At 52.8% G+C, this 14,735-nt stretch carries 19 protein-coding genes and 1 tRNA gene; 3 read left to right on the plus strand and 17 right to left on the minus strand.

The window, feature by feature from the left end; genetic code table 11:
• Nucleotides 1–45 precede the first annotated feature (45 nt).
• The 7 genes from ACTU44_RS13430 to ACTU44_RS13460 all read right to left on the minus strand — a co-directional run bounded on the left by ACTU44_RS13430 (nucleotide 46) and on the right by ACTU44_RS13460 (nucleotide 4,637).
• A tRNA-Pro gene (locus ACTU44_RS13430) sits at nucleotides 46–122 on the minus strand.
• Nucleotides 123–190: 68 nt separating this feature from the next.
• Entirely contained in the window at nucleotides 191–673 is a 483-nt protein-coding gene (locus ACTU44_RS13435) for a MerR family transcriptional regulator (protein ID WP_462095663.1), read from the minus strand.
• Between the two features lie 11 nt (nucleotides 674–684).
• Complete coding sequence (locus ACTU44_RS13440; RefSeq protein WP_033069712.1) at nucleotides 685–975, minus strand: integration host factor subunit alpha; 291 nt, start codon at nucleotides 973–975, stop codon at nucleotides 685–687.
• Between the two features lie 159 nt (nucleotides 976–1,134).
• The gene (locus ACTU44_RS13445) at nucleotides 1,135–2,106 is read right to left on the minus strand and encodes a beta-ketoacyl-ACP synthase III (protein WP_114097459.1); all 972 of its coding nucleotides are present in this window, start codon (nucleotides 2,104–2,106) and stop codon (nucleotides 1,135–1,137) included.
• 42 nt (nucleotides 2,107–2,148) lie between these two features.
• Nucleotides 2,149–3,225, minus strand: coding sequence for a phosphate acyltransferase PlsX (gene plsX, locus ACTU44_RS13450; RefSeq protein ID WP_336081064.1), 1,077 nt, complete (start codon nucleotides 3,223–3,225; stop codon nucleotides 2,149–2,151).
• A gap of 256 nt (nucleotides 3,226–3,481) precedes the next feature.
• A complete protein-coding gene (locus ACTU44_RS13455) occupies nucleotides 3,482–4,063 on the minus strand; it encodes a YceD family protein (protein WP_462095664.1) in 582 nt (193 codons plus the stop codon).
• A gap of 13 nt (nucleotides 4,064–4,076) precedes the next feature.
• Nucleotides 4,077–4,637: a ubiquinol-cytochrome C chaperone family protein gene (locus tag ACTU44_RS13460; protein WP_462095665.1), complete on the minus strand. Its 561-nt coding sequence runs from the start codon at nucleotides 4,635–4,637 to the stop codon at nucleotides 4,077–4,079.
• Nucleotides 4,638–4,793: 156 nt separating this feature from the next.
• Between ACTU44_RS13460 and ACTU44_RS13465 the strand changes: the two genes are divergently transcribed.
• Nucleotides 4,794–5,243: an outer membrane protein assembly factor BamE gene (locus tag ACTU44_RS13465; RefSeq protein ID WP_114097456.1), complete on the plus strand. Its 450-nt coding sequence runs from the start codon at nucleotides 4,794–4,796 to the stop codon at nucleotides 5,241–5,243.
• A 34-nt stretch (nucleotides 5,244–5,277) separates the two neighbouring features.
• On the opposite strand, the gene thiL is transcribed toward ACTU44_RS13465, so the two are convergent.
• The 9 genes from thiL to rpiB form a co-directional block, all read right to left on the minus strand.
• On the minus strand, nucleotides 5,278–6,252 hold the full coding sequence (gene thiL, locus ACTU44_RS13470; protein WP_462095666.1) for a thiamine-phosphate kinase: 975 nt from the start codon (nucleotides 6,250–6,252) through the stop codon (nucleotides 5,278–5,280).
• A 1-nt stretch (nucleotide 6,253) separates the two neighbouring features.
• The gene (gene nusB, locus ACTU44_RS13475) at nucleotides 6,254–6,751 is read right to left on the minus strand and encodes a transcription antitermination factor NusB (RefSeq protein WP_114097454.1); all 498 of its coding nucleotides are present in this window, start codon (nucleotides 6,749–6,751) and stop codon (nucleotides 6,254–6,256) included.
• Nucleotides 6,751–7,215 (minus strand): 6,7-dimethyl-8-ribityllumazine synthase, encoded by a 465-nt coding sequence (gene ribH, locus ACTU44_RS13480; protein ID WP_114097453.1) that lies wholly within the window; start codon nucleotides 7,213–7,215, stop codon nucleotides 6,751–6,753. The genes nusB and ribH overlap by 1 nt, the downstream gene beginning before the upstream one ends.
• Before the next feature lie 4 nt (nucleotides 7,216–7,219).
• Complete coding sequence (ribB, locus tag ACTU44_RS13485) at nucleotides 7,220–8,374, minus strand: 3,4-dihydroxy-2-butanone-4-phosphate synthase (protein ID WP_462095667.1); 1,155 nt, start codon at nucleotides 8,372–8,374, stop codon at nucleotides 7,220–7,222.
• Between the two features lie 6 nt (nucleotides 8,375–8,380).
• Nucleotides 8,381–8,968 (minus strand): riboflavin synthase, encoded by a 588-nt coding sequence (locus ACTU44_RS13490; RefSeq protein WP_114097451.1) that lies wholly within the window; start codon nucleotides 8,966–8,968, stop codon nucleotides 8,381–8,383.
• A 4-nt stretch (nucleotides 8,969–8,972) separates the two neighbouring features.
• A complete protein-coding gene (gene ribD, locus ACTU44_RS13495; protein WP_114097450.1) occupies nucleotides 8,973–10,094 on the minus strand; it encodes a bifunctional diaminohydroxyphosphoribosylaminopyrimidine deaminase/5-amino-6-(5-phosphoribosylamino)uracil reductase RibD in 1,122 nt (373 codons plus the stop codon).
• Nucleotides 10,094–10,567: a transcriptional regulator NrdR gene (nrdR, locus tag ACTU44_RS13500; protein ID WP_114097449.1), complete on the minus strand. Its 474-nt coding sequence runs from the start codon at nucleotides 10,565–10,567 to the stop codon at nucleotides 10,094–10,096. The genes ribD and nrdR overlap by 1 nt, the downstream gene beginning before the upstream one ends.
• Before the next feature lie 22 nt (nucleotides 10,568–10,589).
• Complete coding sequence (gene glyA / locus ACTU44_RS13505) at nucleotides 10,590–11,864, minus strand: serine hydroxymethyltransferase (RefSeq protein ID WP_114097448.1); 1,275 nt, start codon at nucleotides 11,862–11,864, stop codon at nucleotides 10,590–10,592.
• A gap of 108 nt (nucleotides 11,865–11,972) precedes the next feature.
• Nucleotides 11,973–12,407: a ribose 5-phosphate isomerase B gene (gene rpiB, locus ACTU44_RS13510; protein WP_114097447.1), complete on the minus strand. Its 435-nt coding sequence runs from the start codon at nucleotides 12,405–12,407 to the stop codon at nucleotides 11,973–11,975.
• Between the two features lie 466 nt (nucleotides 12,408–12,873).
• On the opposite strand from rpiB, the gene ACTU44_RS13515 reads away from it, so the two are divergent.
• Both ACTU44_RS13515 and ACTU44_RS13520 read left to right on the plus strand, forming a co-directional pair.
• Nucleotides 12,874–13,293 carry a Ros/MucR family transcriptional regulator gene (locus ACTU44_RS13515; RefSeq protein ID WP_114097445.1) on the plus strand — a complete coding sequence of 140 codons (420 nt, stop codon included), beginning with the start codon at nucleotides 12,874–12,876 and terminating at the stop codon, nucleotides 13,291–13,293.
• Between the two features lie 8 nt (nucleotides 13,294–13,301).
• Nucleotides 13,302–13,433: a hypothetical protein gene (locus tag ACTU44_RS13520; RefSeq protein ID WP_462095668.1), complete on the plus strand. Its 132-nt coding sequence runs from the start codon at nucleotides 13,302–13,304 to the stop codon at nucleotides 13,431–13,433.
• On the opposite strand, the gene ACTU44_RS13525 is transcribed toward ACTU44_RS13520, so the two are convergent.
• Nucleotides 13,434–14,540, minus strand: a complete 1,107-nt coding sequence (locus tag ACTU44_RS13525; RefSeq protein WP_114097444.1) for a branched-chain amino acid ABC transporter substrate-binding protein — start codon at nucleotides 14,538–14,540, stop codon at nucleotides 13,434–13,436. It lies immediately after the preceding gene.
• Between the last annotated feature and the right edge of the window lie 195 nt (nucleotides 14,541–14,735).

A 14,735-nucleotide genomic window follows, 5' to 3' on the forward strand; every position in this document is an offset into this window, starting at 1 on the left:
GCCAGACAGGTCGTAATCAAACAATGAATTCACTTGGGAAGATATTGGTCGGAGCGAGAGGATTCGAACCTCCGACCCCCTGCACCCCATGCAGGTGCGCTACCAGGCTGCGCCACGCTCCGACCGTATAGATGCGCTCTTTGGCGCGGCTCGATAAATAGCGGCGCAACGCCAAAGACGCAAATGATTTTTACGGATTTTTTTTGACTTCCCGCAGGCTCGCCTGAAGGATGCCTTGCAGCTCCTGCAATTCACCCAGAACGCTTTTCAGCGCTGCGGTATCAATCGAAGGGAGATGCATAGCGGACTGCTGAACGCCAGCAGCTGCGGGGATCGCAGTACCCTGTTCGGCTTCGACTGAACTTACCGTGATTTCAGAGGGCAATTTGCCCTTGTTCTGATCAAGAAGCTTTTGAACACCCTTGATGGTAAAGCCCTGATCGTGCAACAGCGAACGAATATTTGCCAAAAAATCAATATCTTCCGGGCGATAGTAGCGCCGCCCGCCAGCACGCTTCAACGGCTGGATCTGCGGGAACTTGGATTCCCAGAACCGAAGCACATGCTGTTGAAGACCAAGCTCCTTCGCTGCTTCGCTGATTGTGCGAAAAGCAGAGTCAGACTTTGCTGAACGGCGGGATGTGCCCGCCTCAGCCCCCAAGTTCGTTTTCATGAGTTCTTTTCTTAAGCGTTAATTCTGGCTTTCAGAACCTGTGACGGCCGGAAAACAAGTACCTTACGCGGAAGGATCGGTACTTCTTCGCCCGTTTTCGGGTTCCGACCGATACGCTGCCCTTTTTGACGCACGGAGAAGCTTCCAAACGAGGAAATCTTCACGACTTCGTCCTTGATCAGCGCAGTCGAAATTTCATCAAGAACAGTTTCAAGCAGCTGGGCGGACTCATTCCGCGACAGACCTACTTCCTGGTAAACGGCTTCAGCGAGATCCGCACGGGTAATCGTTGTTTCCGACATATCAGGCCGCCTCCTTATTACGGGACTTTATATACAAGGCTATATCTGGTGGCGAAATCAGTCAATATCAACAGGATACACTGCTTTAAGGCGGAATGTTGTGATTTTTACGGAATTGCCGTGTTTTTCCGGCTCAAAGCAGTCTTCCGGTAAAAGATTTTACCAGCGAACCAGCGACGCACCCCAGGTAAATCCGCCACCCATCGCCTCGAGAATGACGATATCTCCGCGCTGGATACGGCCATCATGGACGGCTTCTGCCAGCGCAAGCGGGATCGATGCTGCCGATGTATTGGCGTGACGATCGACGGTCACAACAACCTTGTCCGGTGAAATGCCGAATTTCTTGGCCGTGCTGTCAAGGATACGACGGTTTGCCTGATGCGGCACAAGCCAGTCAATTTCCGAGGCATCAATACCGGTATCAGCCAGAACTTCGCGAATCACCCCGGCCAGATTGGTCACCGCATGGCGGAAAACTTCCTTGCCTTCCATGCGAAGATGACCAACGGTCTGGGTTGCAGAAGGCCCCCCATCGACATAAAGCAATTCATACTTGCTGCCATCCGAATGCAGGCGGCTTGCAAGGATGCCCTGATCCTCAATGGTTCCCTGCCCTTCAACAGCCTGGACAACAACCGCGCCAGCACCGTCACCAAACAGGACACATGTCCGACGGTCTTCCCAGTCAAGGATACGCGAAAATGTTTCGGCACCGATGACCAGTGCTGTTTTTGCCTGTCCGTTGCGGATATACATATCGGCCGTGGTCAGGCCATAGACGAAACCGGAACAAACGGCCTGAACATCGAAGGCAAAGCCGGTCACACCCAGGCGGTTCTGCACCTTGGTTGCGGTCGCCGGGAATGTATTATCCGGGGTCGCCGTCGCAACAATGATCAGATCAATGTCATCGGCTGTCACGCCGGCATGTTCCATGGCCTTGATAGCGGCTTCATAGGCAAGATCGCTGGTTGTTTCACCTTCGGCAGCAATGTGACGCTGACGAATACCAGTGCGTGCTACGATCCATTCATCCGACGTATCGACGCGTTTTGCCAGATCATCATTGGTTACGACATTTGCAGGAAGATATGAGCCGCAACCAATAATGCGAGAACGAACTGTCATGATTTGGGGACCGCCAGTTATCTTGATGTTTTGGTGAGTTTATCAGTCGGCTTGACCAACCGGAACCGCGACTTCGGCTTCGGCGTTTTCCATTCCGGACATCGCCTGTTCAAAAGCTGCAAGTTCATTTTTGATGCTGTCATTGAGCTTGTTCACGATAAGGTCATGGCAAACCCCGATGGCATTGGAGAAGCCAAGCGCATCCGTTCCACCGTGACTTTTGACAGCAATGCCGTTCAGACCAAGCAGCATCGCGCCATTGTAGCGGCGCGGATCCATGCGATCACGGAAACGCTGAAGGGAACGACGTGCGAGCAGATAGCCAAGTTTCGCAAAGAAGGAACTTTTGAACGTTTCGCGCAGGAAATGCACCAGAAGACGTGCCGTTCCCTCGGCCGTCTTTAGCGCAACGTTGCCGGTAAAACCATCGGTGACAATCACGTCAACCGTGCCCTTGGCAAGGTCATCGCCTTCAACGAAACCCTCGAAACGGATCGGAAGATCAATGTCACGCAAAATGGCAGCAGCCTTTTTGACAGACTCGTTACCCTTTAGTTCTTCGATGCCGACATTGAGCAAACCGACAGACGGTTTTTCAAGGCCGAACAGAATACGGGTAAACACTTCGCCCATCAGTGCGAACTGAACAAGATTGTTTTCGTCGCATTCAATATTGGCGCCCAGATCAAGCATGACAGTTTCGCCACGCTGGGTCGGCATATAGGTTGCGATTGCCGGACGGTCGATGCCGCGTACGGTTTTCAGCACGAATTTGGCCATTGCCATCAATGCGCCGGTGTTGCCCGCGGACACGACACCTTGCGCATCCCCTTCTTTCACAGCGTTAATGGCAAGGCGCATACTGGAATCACGACGCTGACGCAGAGCGACAGAAGGTTTGTCTTCCATCGAAACTTCCTGCGATGCGTGGCGAACCTCGCTTACGGCTTCCAATGCGGGATATTTTGCAAGCAGCGGCTTGAGCCGGGCTTCATCCCCAAACATCAGAAACTTGAGATGGGGCAGCCGTTTCAGCGCAATTTCTGCACCTGCTACGACCATCTCTGGCGCGTGGTCTCCTCCCATCGCGTCAAGTGATATGCAAACCTGTTCAGGCAACGTATTCTCTTATGGTTGTTCTAAAATTTCTGAACCGGATATCCGGCAGGTCAGCCAACTGGCTGAAGACTGTCATCTAGTGGCCGGAACGCCCGTAATTACCGGAATTCTCGACCAGTTACAAGGTAAAGCCGAGCCAGATACACAGAGCACCCCGTCCCGTGACCATCTCATTGTGATGACAAAAAGTGAAATGCCGGTAAAAACCGGCATATTCAAGCACCCTAATTCTCAGGCTTTTGGCCATTCTCGATAATTAATTTTTCTTTTCAAGCTGCTCTTTAAGACCGGCCAACTGTGCAAACGGGTTGGGTCGTTTTTCTTCGGCGGCTTCTTCCTCGGTTTTCACCGAGGTCGGCAATTCAGCATCTTCCTTGCGTGGATACGGGTTCATCGCGACTGCCAGAAACTGCGCTACAACCTCACCCACATCGATTTTTCCATCGACAAGCGGTTCAGGCTGATCAAGCAGCGCCATCAATTCTTCTTCAGACAAATCTTCAAGATCATCCGGGTTCGACGGCAGATCTTCTTCGGAAACATGCGGTGAGAACAGAACTTCAACCGTGTCTTCAATCACCTCGGGAACCGGCTCAAGAGTTGCGACACAGTTCTGAACAATCTCGGCATTCATCGGACCACGAACGGTGACTTCACCGTTCGATGCAGTGCTGATGGTCAGTTCGGCTGTAAGGCTGTCAATGGAAACGAGCTCGAAACGCTTGGCCAATGCAGCGCGTTCCTTTTCGTTGGCTTCGATCAGCAGTTTTTCTTTCGCGCTTACCTGTTCGTCTGTTTTGACGATGCGCGAAAATTCGGGAGTGAATTTATCAGACATCCGGTCTTTCTTTCTATTGCGGGGCAGTCACGGCGAGTTCGGGAGCATCGGGAAAATGCACCGCGCCGTCCTGCAAATCTAAAATAGGCTGTTTGGCAAGGGTTGCCAGTGCATCATGCACATAGCCGACCATCGCCATAAGCTGTTCATCTGTGGCATCGGTATCTGCATAAAGATTGCGGTTCAATGCGGCGGCGAGTTCAGCCGCGCCAGATTGAACACCTTCTTCATATGCAACGATCCGGCCATGATAGGATTCAGACATTTTGCGGATCCGCTTAAGGATTCCCACATCACCGATGCCCATTTCACGCATATTCTGATCAAGATCAGAGAACATCACATCAAAGATGTTCTGTGCAAGATCACGATCTCCATCTTCCGATTTCAAACGGCGAAAAAGAACAAACGCATGCACCAGAATCAGGTCGAAACGCCCCTCCATTGTATCGGGGACGCCAAGCTTTGCGTAAAATTCAGGCTTCCGTGCCTGGGTTACCATTGCGGTGTAAAGTTCAAAGGCAGCAGTTTGCTTGCGGTCTTTTTTCTTCAGCCATCCAAACAACAGTAACACTCCTTCGTTGACATTCCTGTCATGGCACGCAGAATGCCGTAAATCTTATCGGGGCGCGTCTGCCCCGGTTATTGCCCGGCAATATCATGCGCCTAGCGCAGAAACTCAAGGCAATTCCGGTTTGGTTTCAACAAGAGGGTCGCTCTGGTGAGCTTCATGCATAACAAAATTACCCGCTTTCCCCTGATCATGCTGGCCGGACTGGCTGTTATCTATGTCTCGGCATGCAGCCCGCGGATCGCGACACGGGGCAATGCACCGGAGCCCGAACAGCTCGAACAGATCACTGTGGGAGAATCGACGAAGGGTGATGTCACCGACATTCTAGGCTCCCCATCAACGATTGCTGCCTTTGACCAAAATGTCTGGCTGTACATCTCCAAAACCACCGAAACAGTTGCCTTTTTCGAACCGGAAACGGTTCAGCAAAAAGTTGTTCTGATCAGCTTTGATGCCGGTAACCGCGTCGAAATTCTGAGCCAATATGACCTGGAAGATGGTAAGCCGGTAATCCCGACCGATCGCGTCACGCCGACAGCAGGCCGCGAAATGACCATCCTGCAGCAGCTGTTTGGCAACCTTGGACGCTTCAGCGAAACCAAATAATACGGTTCAACGCCAAGAAAGAACGTCCGCCACGTTATTTGAAATGGTCGAACCCGCCCGGTGCGAGTTCGGCCATTTTGCCATCCAGATCCTTGAGAAGCACTTCGCCTGTCTGGTTGGTCACGGTCCCGATAACCGTCACCTGATCACCCAAAGCAGCAATATCGTCCGGCTCACCGGCGATCAGCAATTCGTAATCGTCGCCGCCTCCTAAAATCTGGTTCCAACGGGCCGGGTCATCAGCAAGAACCGCTTTGGCCGCTTCAGACACCGGGATATCGGCCAAGTTGAACGTCATTCCGACACCGGAAGCATCGCAAATCTTGCGACAATCACCAGCCAGACCATCAGACAAGTCCATTGCTGCCAGACGGGCATTCCTTGCCATACAGGCCTGACTCGTCGTCAGGCGAGGCTGCGGAACCCAATAGCGATCTGACAGGAATTTCTTTGACGGTTCATCGAGTCCGGGAAACACGTCTGTGAGCACCGAAAGACCCAGTGCAGCATCACCAAGCGTGCCAGTGACCGCCAGAACGTCACCGGGGCGCGCCTGATCTCGGCGAAGCGCCCTGCCCGCCGGAACGTATCCAAATGCCGTCAGACTGAAAAATGTCGGGCCCGGCGTGCCGACCGTATCGCCGCCCAGCAACGAAACGGAAAATGTCGCACAGTCCTCGCCGAAACTTCGGGCAAAGCGGGCAATCCAGTCTTCGGGCAAATCGCGATTGTAACCGGTGGTCAGAACAACACCGCCCGGCACAGCTCCCATTGCCGCCAGATCGGACAAATTCACGCGCAAGACCTTTTGCGCGATTGTTTCCGGCGTATCGATATTCCTGAAATGAACATCCGCAACCAGCGCGTCGGTGGTCACCACAACTTCGCAGCCCGGTGGCGGTGAAAAAACGGCTGCATCGTCCTTAAGTGACAATGCAGCCGGATCACGTTGCGCAATTGGCGCAAAGTGGCGCGCGATCAGATCGAATTCTCCCGATCGCGCAACCATATCAATTCTGCCCGGCTTCACCGGCGCGCAGATTCTTGCCTATGCGATCAAGCACGGCATTGACCAGCTTGGGCTCGTTTTCATCAAAGAACGAATGCGCCGCATCAACATATTCAGTGATGACAACGCGCATTGGCACGTCTTCACGCGCCATCAGCTCGTAAGTTCCTGCACGCAGAATACTGCGCAGAACGGTTTCAAGACGTTTGGTTGTCCAGCCTTTTTCAAGGGCACCGTTAATCAGGGCGTCGATATCGACCATGCGGGCGGCAACACCCTGAACAAGATCAGCAAAGAAACCGCGATCCGGATCGATCAGGTCTTCGTTGCTGACATCAAGGTCACGGCCACCTTCCCCATCAAGGCGGAAATCGGAATATTCGCGCACGATGTCACTGGCAGAAAGCTGGGACAGCTCGGCCTGATAAAGTGCCTGAATTGCGGCAAAACGCGCTGCGCTGCGCCGCTGGGCGGCTGATGCCTTCGGTTTATCGGTCATTACTTGTGATGTATTCCAAAATGGTTTTGAACTTCGATCTGACGCAGAACGGCGCGGGCTGCTTCGCCGCCCTTGTTCTTTTCGTCAGCCTTGGCCCGTGCAAGCGCCTGTGCCTCGTTCTCGACGGTCAGAATACCGTTGCCAATCGCAAGATTGTAATCAAGGCAAAGCTGCATCAGCGCACGGTTGGCTTCTTCGCAGATGTGATCATAGTGTGTCGTCTCGCCGCGGATAACACAACCGAGTGCCAGATAGCCATCATAGCGCGGACCGGTCGCCAGTTCTTCCATCGACTGAACAGCATAGCGGATTGAAATCGGCACCTCGAAGGCACCAGCCACCGAAATGCGGTCCCACGTTGCGCCACCGGCTTCCAGAGTCGCAGCCGCACCTTTGACAAGGTCTTCAACGATATGCGTGTAATACGGCGCATCCACAATCAGAATGTGGGGGGCAATGGTCATGGTTTTATTCCTCCGAGACGACAAGCGGACGCTGATCAACCAGATTTAGGCCGAAGCCGTCAAGTCCTACAATGTGGCGTTTGGTATTTGAAAGCAGAATCATGTCGCGAATGCCAAGATCATGCAAGATTTGTGCGCCAACACCATAGTCGCGCAAATCCGCATCACCGGCCGCCTGGGCAATTTCCTGACGGAGGGATTCGCCATCCCCGCCATTCAGTTCAATCAGTTTGGCAATCGACGATGACAAGGTATTGGGGCGCGGTTCACGGATCAGAACCACCACACCACGGCCCTCTTCACCGATCTGACGCATGGCAGCAGCCAGTTGCCCCTGATGACCTGTCTGGGTATCCCCCAGCACATCCTCAAGCACATTTAGCGCATGAACACGCGTCAAGACCGGCGCGGCGTCACTGATGTCGCCCTTTACCAGTGCGATATGTTCGGCATAGGTGATGTTGTTGACATAAAGATGCATGTCGAACGTACCACCATTAACACTCTGGATTTTGGTGGTTGCCTTGCGCTGTACGACTTTTTCGTGTTTGCGACGATAGCGGATCAAATCAGCAATCTGCGCAATTTTAAGATTATGCTTTTTGGCAAACTCGACCAGTTCCGGCAGTCGGGCCATCTCACCCGAATCGCTCATGATCTCACAAATGACGCCCGACGGGTTCAACCCGGCAAGACGCGCAATGTCAACCGACGCTTCGGTATGACCGGCACGGACCAGAACCCCGCCCGGACGCGCACGCAGCGGGAACACATGACCTGGCGTCACGATATCATGCCGTCCGGCATTGGGGTCAATCGCAACTGCAACTGTCCGTGCACGGTCTGGTGCGGAGATGCCGGTGGTGACACCGGTCTTGGCTTCGATCGACACGGTAAAGGCAGTTTCATGGCGGGTGCCATTATGGGCACTCATCATGGTCAGGCCAAGCTCGTCACAGCGCGCTGATTCAAGGGTAAGACAAATCAGACCACGGCCATGCGTTGCCATGAAATTGATGGCATCGGGCGTTGCCATCTGGGCTGGAATGACAAGATCACCTTCGTTTTCACGATCTTCGTCATCGACCAGAATGAACATTCGGCCATTGCGGGCTTCCTCGATGACGTCTTCTATCGGTGACAAATATTGATGCGGCATATTTGATCAATCCTTACCCAGCATCCGCGCGACATAGCGCGCAAGCATATCGATCTCGAAATTGATCCGGTCACCCGGCTGCTTCGAGCCCAACGTGGTGTGTGTCTGTGTATGAGGTATCAGATTGATACCGAAAGTGTTTCCGTCAACCTCGTTGACGGTCAACGACACACCTTCAAGCGTCACAGAGCCTTTTGACGCGATATATTTCGCAAAGCTTTCCGGTACTTCAAAGGTCAGGCGCAAAGAGTCACCTTCAGGAAGGCGTTTGGTCAGGGTCGCAACCCCGTCAACATGCCCTGAAACAATATGCCCGCCCAATTCATCACCGACACGGGTTGCCTGTTCAAGATTGACCTTGGCTCCAACCGTCAAATCGCCAAGCGTTGTACGATCAAGACTTTCAGCCGATGCTTCGATGGCAAACCAGTCTTGGCCGGTTTCGATCACTGTCATGCAGGCACCATTACATGCAATGGACGCCCCGAGAACGATCTTTGACGTGTCAAAGGCGGTCGTAAACTCAAACCGGGTATCGCCGGTTTTCTTGATGGAGCGGACAGTCGCAATATCGGTAATGATGCCAGTAAACATGCAGTTATTCCGTTTTATAATCATAAGTTAGCACGATATCTTTACCCACAGAACGAACAGAGTATCGGGTAAATTTCGGCATATCAGAAAGCGTCTCGATGCCGAGGTCGGCGATCATTGCCTTGCCATCACCGCCCATAACCGACGGCGCAGAAAAATGAACGATCCGACCAACCAGCCCTGCCTTAAGCAGACCGGAAGCCAGTGCACCACCACTTTCGATAAGCACGCGTGTCAATCCTGCATCGCCAAGCTTTTGCATGACGTCATGTAGGTCCAAATGATCGCCGTCGCATCTGGCAGCAATCACTTTTACCGAAGTTTTTTCAAATTTTTCCGATAGTTCGTCAAATTTGGCGTCCGACGTCACAACCCATGTCGAAATTTCTGATGCGCTTTGAACGAGCTTCGCGCCTGTCGACATTTCCCCCAGACGATCAAGTACGATGCGCACTGGGGATTGATGTTCACGGCCGGACAACCGGCAGGTCAGCATAGGATCATCTGCCAGTACCGTTTTCGCGCCCACCAGAATGGCATCATGGGTTGCACGCAAAAGATGCCCCTCTTCGCGCGCAGATGGGCCGGTAATCCACTGGCTTTCGCCTGAGTTTGTTGCTGATCTTGCATCCATGGTTGATGCAAGTTTCAAGGTAACGAAAGGACGCCCCTTCTCAACGCGTGACAGAAAACCTTCATTGATCCGGCGTGCCTGTTCGGCAAAAAGGCCGACATCGACCTTGATACTTGCATCTTCAAGCATCTTGTGACCGCGACCTGATACCCGGTCATCCGGGTCGGTCAGGGCGCTGACGACACGCGCAACGCCTGCCTCGATCAATCCTGTAGCACAGGGCGGCGATTTTCCGAAATGGCTGCAAGGTTCAAGGGTGACATAGGCCGTTGCACCGCGTGCTTTTGCACCGGCCATATCCAGTGCGACACGCTCTGCGTGAGGGCGGCCACCGGACTGGGTATGACCGCGTCCGACAATCTCGCCATTTGGGGAAACAAGGACACAACCAACCGACGGGTTTGGCCAGACATTTCCCAAACCGCGTTTTGACAGGCTCAATGCGACCCGCATGAAATGCCGGTCGTCTTCGCTAAACGCGGGGGGTGTCATTACTCTGCGTCCGCCTCTTCTTCCCCGTCATGCATTTTTTCCACGAACTGCTCGAAGTCGCGTGCTTCGCGGAAGTTCTTGTAAACCGAAGCGTAGCGTACATAGGCAACCTGATCGAGGGCATTCAGCGCCTCCATCACCATTTCTCCAATGGTATCGGTTGTAATGTCGCTTTCCCCACTGCTTTCGAGACGCCGCTGAATGCCATTAAGGGCTTTTTCAACACGTTCATCTTCAATCGGGCGCTTGCGGCAGGCAAGGAAGATCGACCGCGCCAGCTTGTCGCGGTCGAACAATTCGCGTTGCCCGTCCGTTTTGACCACCATCAATTCACGCAACTGCACACGCTCAAACGTCGTGAAGCGCGATCCACAAGCAGGACAGAACCGGCGGCGACGAATGGCATGATGCTCTTCGGTCGGACGGGAATCCTTAACCTGTGTGTCAGTATGTCCGCAAAACGGGCAACGCATTATCTGTACTCAGCTCTAGCGATCAGGAATAGATCGGGAAGCGTTTGCAAAGGTCTTCGACCTTGGCACGAACGGCAGCTTCGACCTCGGCATTGCCTTCCGGGCTGTCAACCATGGCATCAAGAACATCACCGATCAGCTCGCCGATCTGCTTGAATTCTTCAACACCAAAGCCACGGGTCGTGCCAGCCGGCGTCCCCAGACGGATGCCCGAGGTAATGGTCGGCTTTTCGGTATCAAACGGAATGCCGTTCTTGTTGCAGGTGATGCCTGCACGCTCAAGAGCAACTTCTGCAGTGTTGCCTTTCAAGCCTTTCGGGCGAAGGTCAACGAGCATCAGATGGGTATCGGTACCGCCGGTAACGATGTCAAAGCCGCGCTTGACCAGAACTTCAGCCAACGCCTTGGCATTGTCGACGACCTGCTGTGCATATGCCTTGAATTCCGGACGCAGCGCTTCGCCAAAGGCAACTGCCTTGGCTGCGATCACGTGCATCAGCGGACCGCCCTGAAGCCCCGGGAAGACAGCAGAATTGATCTTTTTGCCGATTTCAAGGTTGTTCGACAGGATCATGCCGCCACGCGGACCACGAAGGGTTTTGTGGGTGGTGGTCGTTACAACGTCGGCATACGGCAGCGGGCTCGGATGAACGCCACCGGCAACCAGACCGGCAAAGTGCGCCATATCAACCATCAGAAGCGCACCAACCTTGTCAGCGATTTCGCGGAAGCGCTTGAAATCAATCTGACGCGGAATGGCCGAACCGCCGGCAATGATCAAGGTCGGTTTGTGTTCGATCGCAAGTGCTTCGACCTGATCGTAATCAAGGGTCAGGTCGTCTTCACGCACACCATACTGAATGGCATTGAACCATTTACCCGAAAGAGCCGGACGTGCGCCATGGGTCAGGTGACCACCTGCATCCAGCGACATACCAAGAATGGTATCACCCGGCTTGCAAAGTGCCAGCATGACCGCACCGTTCGCCTGAGCACCGGAATGCGGCTGTACGTTGACAAACTCGCAGCCAAAGATTTCCTTGGCGCGATTGATTGCTAGTTCCTCGGCGACGTCAACATATTCGCAACCGCCATAGTAACGACGCGAAGGATAACCTTCGGCGTATTTGTTGGTCAGAACAGTACCCTGGGCTTCGATAACGGCTTTGGAAACGATGTTTTCCGAAGCAATCATTTCGATCTGGTTCTGCTGACGGGCAAGTTCATCGGTGACGGATTTGAACAATGCCGGATCGGCGTCGGACAAGCTGGTAGAGAAAAAGCCTTTGAACGACATGCGGGGCCTCTTTCGATACGATGTGACGGGGCAAGCTGACAGGCCGGGTAATCAATAAAACACCCTGCCCGCTCTGGTTAATGCCAGATGGCGGTGAAGTAAATCAGATCAGGACATCTTCGCGATGCGACCTTCATGACGACCACCTTCAAATTCGGTCGAAATGAATGCATCAACGCAATCGAGTGCTGTCGCTTCGCCCAACAAGCGCGCGCCAAGGCACAAGACATTTGCATTATTGTGCTGACGGCAAAGTTCTGCCGAAAGACGATCATGAACCAGTGCAGCACGCACTTCGGGGAAACGGTTGGCTGCAATGCTCATCCCGATGCCGGAACCACAAACCAGAATGCCTGCTTCGGCTTTGCCATCAATGATCGATTTCGCAACTGCCTGAGCGAAATCCGGGTAATCAACGGATGCTGGACCGTTGGTTCCAAGGTCGGAAACCTCGATACCGCGGCCTTTAAGCAAATCAATGATGGCTGATTTCAGTTCCACACCGCCATGGTCGGAAGCGATGGCAAGGGTTTTGACGGTCATATGCGCGCCTTCATTTGAAATTCAAAGAATAAAATTGAGCGCCTTGTAGCATATAGCGATGCCCCTGCCAACGCAGAGCTCGGCCCGAACGGCAAGTTTTCTGAAACCCTGATACGCATATATCAGGACACCGATATATTTCATTTATCGCCATTAGAGAAATCAACACGCAATAGTATTATTATAAACGGAAAAACACCCAAAAATGGCATTCTCTACTGTTGCGATCAAGAATTCCGGGACCATCAATCGGGACAATATTAACCGTTTGGTCAAAACATATCACGCGAACCAGTCATTATAGTTGTAGCAGTTATTATCACGATAGTCTTATACGCAATCCTATATACTTGATCTGATATCAATATCAGATAAGTGACACTTGTTATTTTCTGTTGTTTGACTATCTGATTGGAATAGTGCATTAGTTTTAATGTGAATTTTCAAATGAAGGGTTACTTCAATCATGGCCGAAACTGAGACCAGCGTGCTTGACCGCGACGAACTCTTGCAGATGACCGTTGATATTGTATCAGCCTATGTCAGCAATAATGCCCTTGCTGCTGCACAGATCCCTGAACTGATTTCTACTGTCTTCTCCTCGCTTGATGAAATTCGCGAAGTCGAGAAGGAACCGGAACAAGAGCCGATCAAACCCGCTGTTCCCATCCGCAAATCCATTGGCGATGACTACATCATCTGCCTTGAGGATGGCAAAAAGCTCAAGATGCTCAAGCGTCACCTTCGTACCACCTACAACCTGACGCCGGAAGAATATCGTGCGAAATGGGGGCTGCCGTCAGATTATCCGATGGTCGCACCGAACTACGCAAAACAGCGTTCCCAGTTTGCCAAGAAAATCGGCCTTGGCCGCAAGGCAAAGTAAGCTATGCAATGATCCGCCAAACTGGTGGAAACGCAGAAAAGCAAAACGCCGTTCTGGTTGGTCAGAACGGCGTTTTGTTTCAAGCAGGCATAAAAAAAGCCCGGCCAGATGCCGGGCTTTTTCCAAATCCGATGATTTGATTAGTTCGCGTAGTCGTAGGAACCGTTTTCCCACTCGTAGAATACGTAACCCGGAGCAGCAACATCGCCTTTGGCATCAAACGAGATCGAGCCAAGAACGGTGTCGAAGGAAGCGCCGCTATGCAGAGCTTCGATAACAGCTTCGGAGTCAGTGGTACCAGCTTTGGTAACAGCCTGTGCCCAAGCCTGGATCGCACCATAGGTGTAAAGGGTGTAGCCTTCAGGCTTGTAACCCTGACCTTCGAAGTATTTTACGAGTTCTGCGTTGCGCGGGTCTTTTTCAAGAGCCGGGCCAGCAGTGAACAGCGTACCTTTACCAGCGTCACCAGTGATCGACCAGTATTCAAGCGAGTTCAGCGCGTCACCCGAGATTGCAAGGGTGTCCATGCCCTGAGCACGCATCTGACGAACGATCAGACCGAGTTCGGTGTGGTAACCGCCATAATACAGAACGTCGATGCCTTCTGATTTCAGCTTGGTAACCAGTGCCGAGTAATCTTTCTCAGCCGGGGTGATTGCTTCGTACATCGTTTCCTGGACGCCAGCAGCGTTCAGGTTTTTCTTGGTCTCGTCAGCCAGACCTTTGGAGTAAGCCTGTTTGTCGTGAACGATGGCAATTTTCTTGTCGCCATAGTTTTCTGCAAGGTATTTACCAGCAACTTCACCCTGCTGGTCGTCACGGCCGCAAACACGGAACACGTTGTCCATGTCACGCTCGGTCAGCTGCGGGTTGGTCGAAGCCGGGGAAATCTGCACGATGCCTTCTTCGAAGTAAACTTCAGAAGCCGGGATCGAGGAACCCGAGCAGAAGTGACCAGCTACGAGAGCAACATTCTTGCTCACCAGCTGGTTGGCAACTGCGACAGCCTGTTTCGGATCGCAAGCGTCATCGCCGATCTCGAGAACGACTTTTTCGCCGTTCACACCGCCAGCAGCGTTGAGGTCAGCAACCGCTTTCTCTGCGCCCTTGGTCATCTGTTCGCCGAACGCAGCGTAAGGACCGGTCATCGGACCAACGGTCGCGATCACGATGTCAGCCTTGGCAGCACCCATTGAAAGAACAAGCGCGGAAGCAGTGGCAAGAAGGCCGAGCTTGGTTTTCGACATTAGAGAAGTCTCCCTGTTCCAAAGGTTGGTTCCATCACCATGACAGAACCATCTTTTCGGACCCGAAACCGGCTCATATTATTCGCCGATTACCGGTTTCAGCTCCCAAGTACTTTAACACCCCAGAATTGGTGTGCAATAGTACAAACCGGTTTATTGCCAATTATTTAGCAATAGTGTGGTGACGCAAAACGT

Source organism: Thalassospira sp. SM2505 (genome assembly GCF_054901115.1).

Bases quoted from the DNA above. Each gene is read 5' to 3' on its own strand.
- ACTU44_RS13440 (WP_033069712.1), bottom strand. From the start codon at position 975: ATGTCGGAAACAACGATTACCCGTGCGGATCTCGCTGAAGCCGTTTAC.
- ACTU44_RS13445 (WP_114097459.1), bottom strand. From the start codon at position 2,106: ATGACAGTTCGTTCTCGCATTATTGGTTGCGGCTCATATCTTCCTGCA.
- rpiB (WP_114097447.1), bottom strand. From the start codon at position 12,407: ATGACCGTCAAAACCCTTGCCATCGCTTCCGACCATGGCGGTGTGGAA.
- thiL (WP_462095666.1), bottom strand. From the start codon at position 6,252: ATGGTTGCGCGATCGGGAGAATTCGATCTGATCGCGCGCCACTTTGCG.
- ACTU44_RS13490 (WP_114097451.1), bottom strand. From the start codon at position 8,968: ATGTTTACTGGCATCATTACCGATATTGCGACTGTCCGCTCCATCAAG.
- ACTU44_RS13465 (WP_114097456.1), top strand. From the start codon at position 4,794: ATGCATAACAAAATTACCCGCTTTCCCCTGATCATGCTGGCCGGACTG.
- nrdR (WP_114097449.1), bottom strand. From the start codon at position 10,567: ATGCGTTGCCCGTTTTGCGGACATACTGACACACAGGTTAAGGATTCC.
- glyA (WP_114097448.1), bottom strand. From the start codon at position 11,864: ATGTCGTTCAAAGGCTTTTTCTCTACCAGCTTGTCCGACGCCGATCCG.
- ribD (WP_114097450.1), bottom strand. From the start codon at position 10,094: ATGACACCCCCCGCGTTTAGCGAAGACGACCGGCATTTCATGCGGGTC.
- ribB (WP_462095667.1), bottom strand. From the start codon at position 8,374: ATGCCGCATCAATATTTGTCACCGATAGAAGACGTCATCGAGGAAGCC.
- ribH (WP_114097453.1), bottom strand. From the start codon at position 7,215: ATGACCATTGCCCCCCACATTCTGATTGTGGATGCGCCGTATTACACG.
- ACTU44_RS13435 (WP_462095663.1), bottom strand. From the start codon at position 673: ATGAAAACGAACTTGGGGGCTGAGGCGGGCACATCCCGCCGTTCAGCA.
- ACTU44_RS13455 (WP_462095664.1), bottom strand. From the start codon at position 4,063: ATGTCTGATAAATTCACTCCCGAATTTTCGCGCATCGTCAAAACAGAC.
- ACTU44_RS13520 (WP_462095668.1), top strand. From the start codon at position 13,302: ATGATCCGCCAAACTGGTGGAAACGCAGAAAAGCAAAACGCCGTTCTG.
- ACTU44_RS13525 (WP_114097444.1), bottom strand. From the start codon at position 14,540: ATGTCGAAAACCAAGCTCGGCCTTCTTGCCACTGCTTCCGCGCTTGTT.
- nusB (WP_114097454.1), bottom strand. From the start codon at position 6,751: ATGACCGATAAACCGAAGGCATCAGCCGCCCAGCGGCGCAGCGCAGCG.
- ACTU44_RS13515 (WP_114097445.1), top strand. From the start codon at position 12,874: ATGGCCGAAACTGAGACCAGCGTGCTTGACCGCGACGAACTCTTGCAG.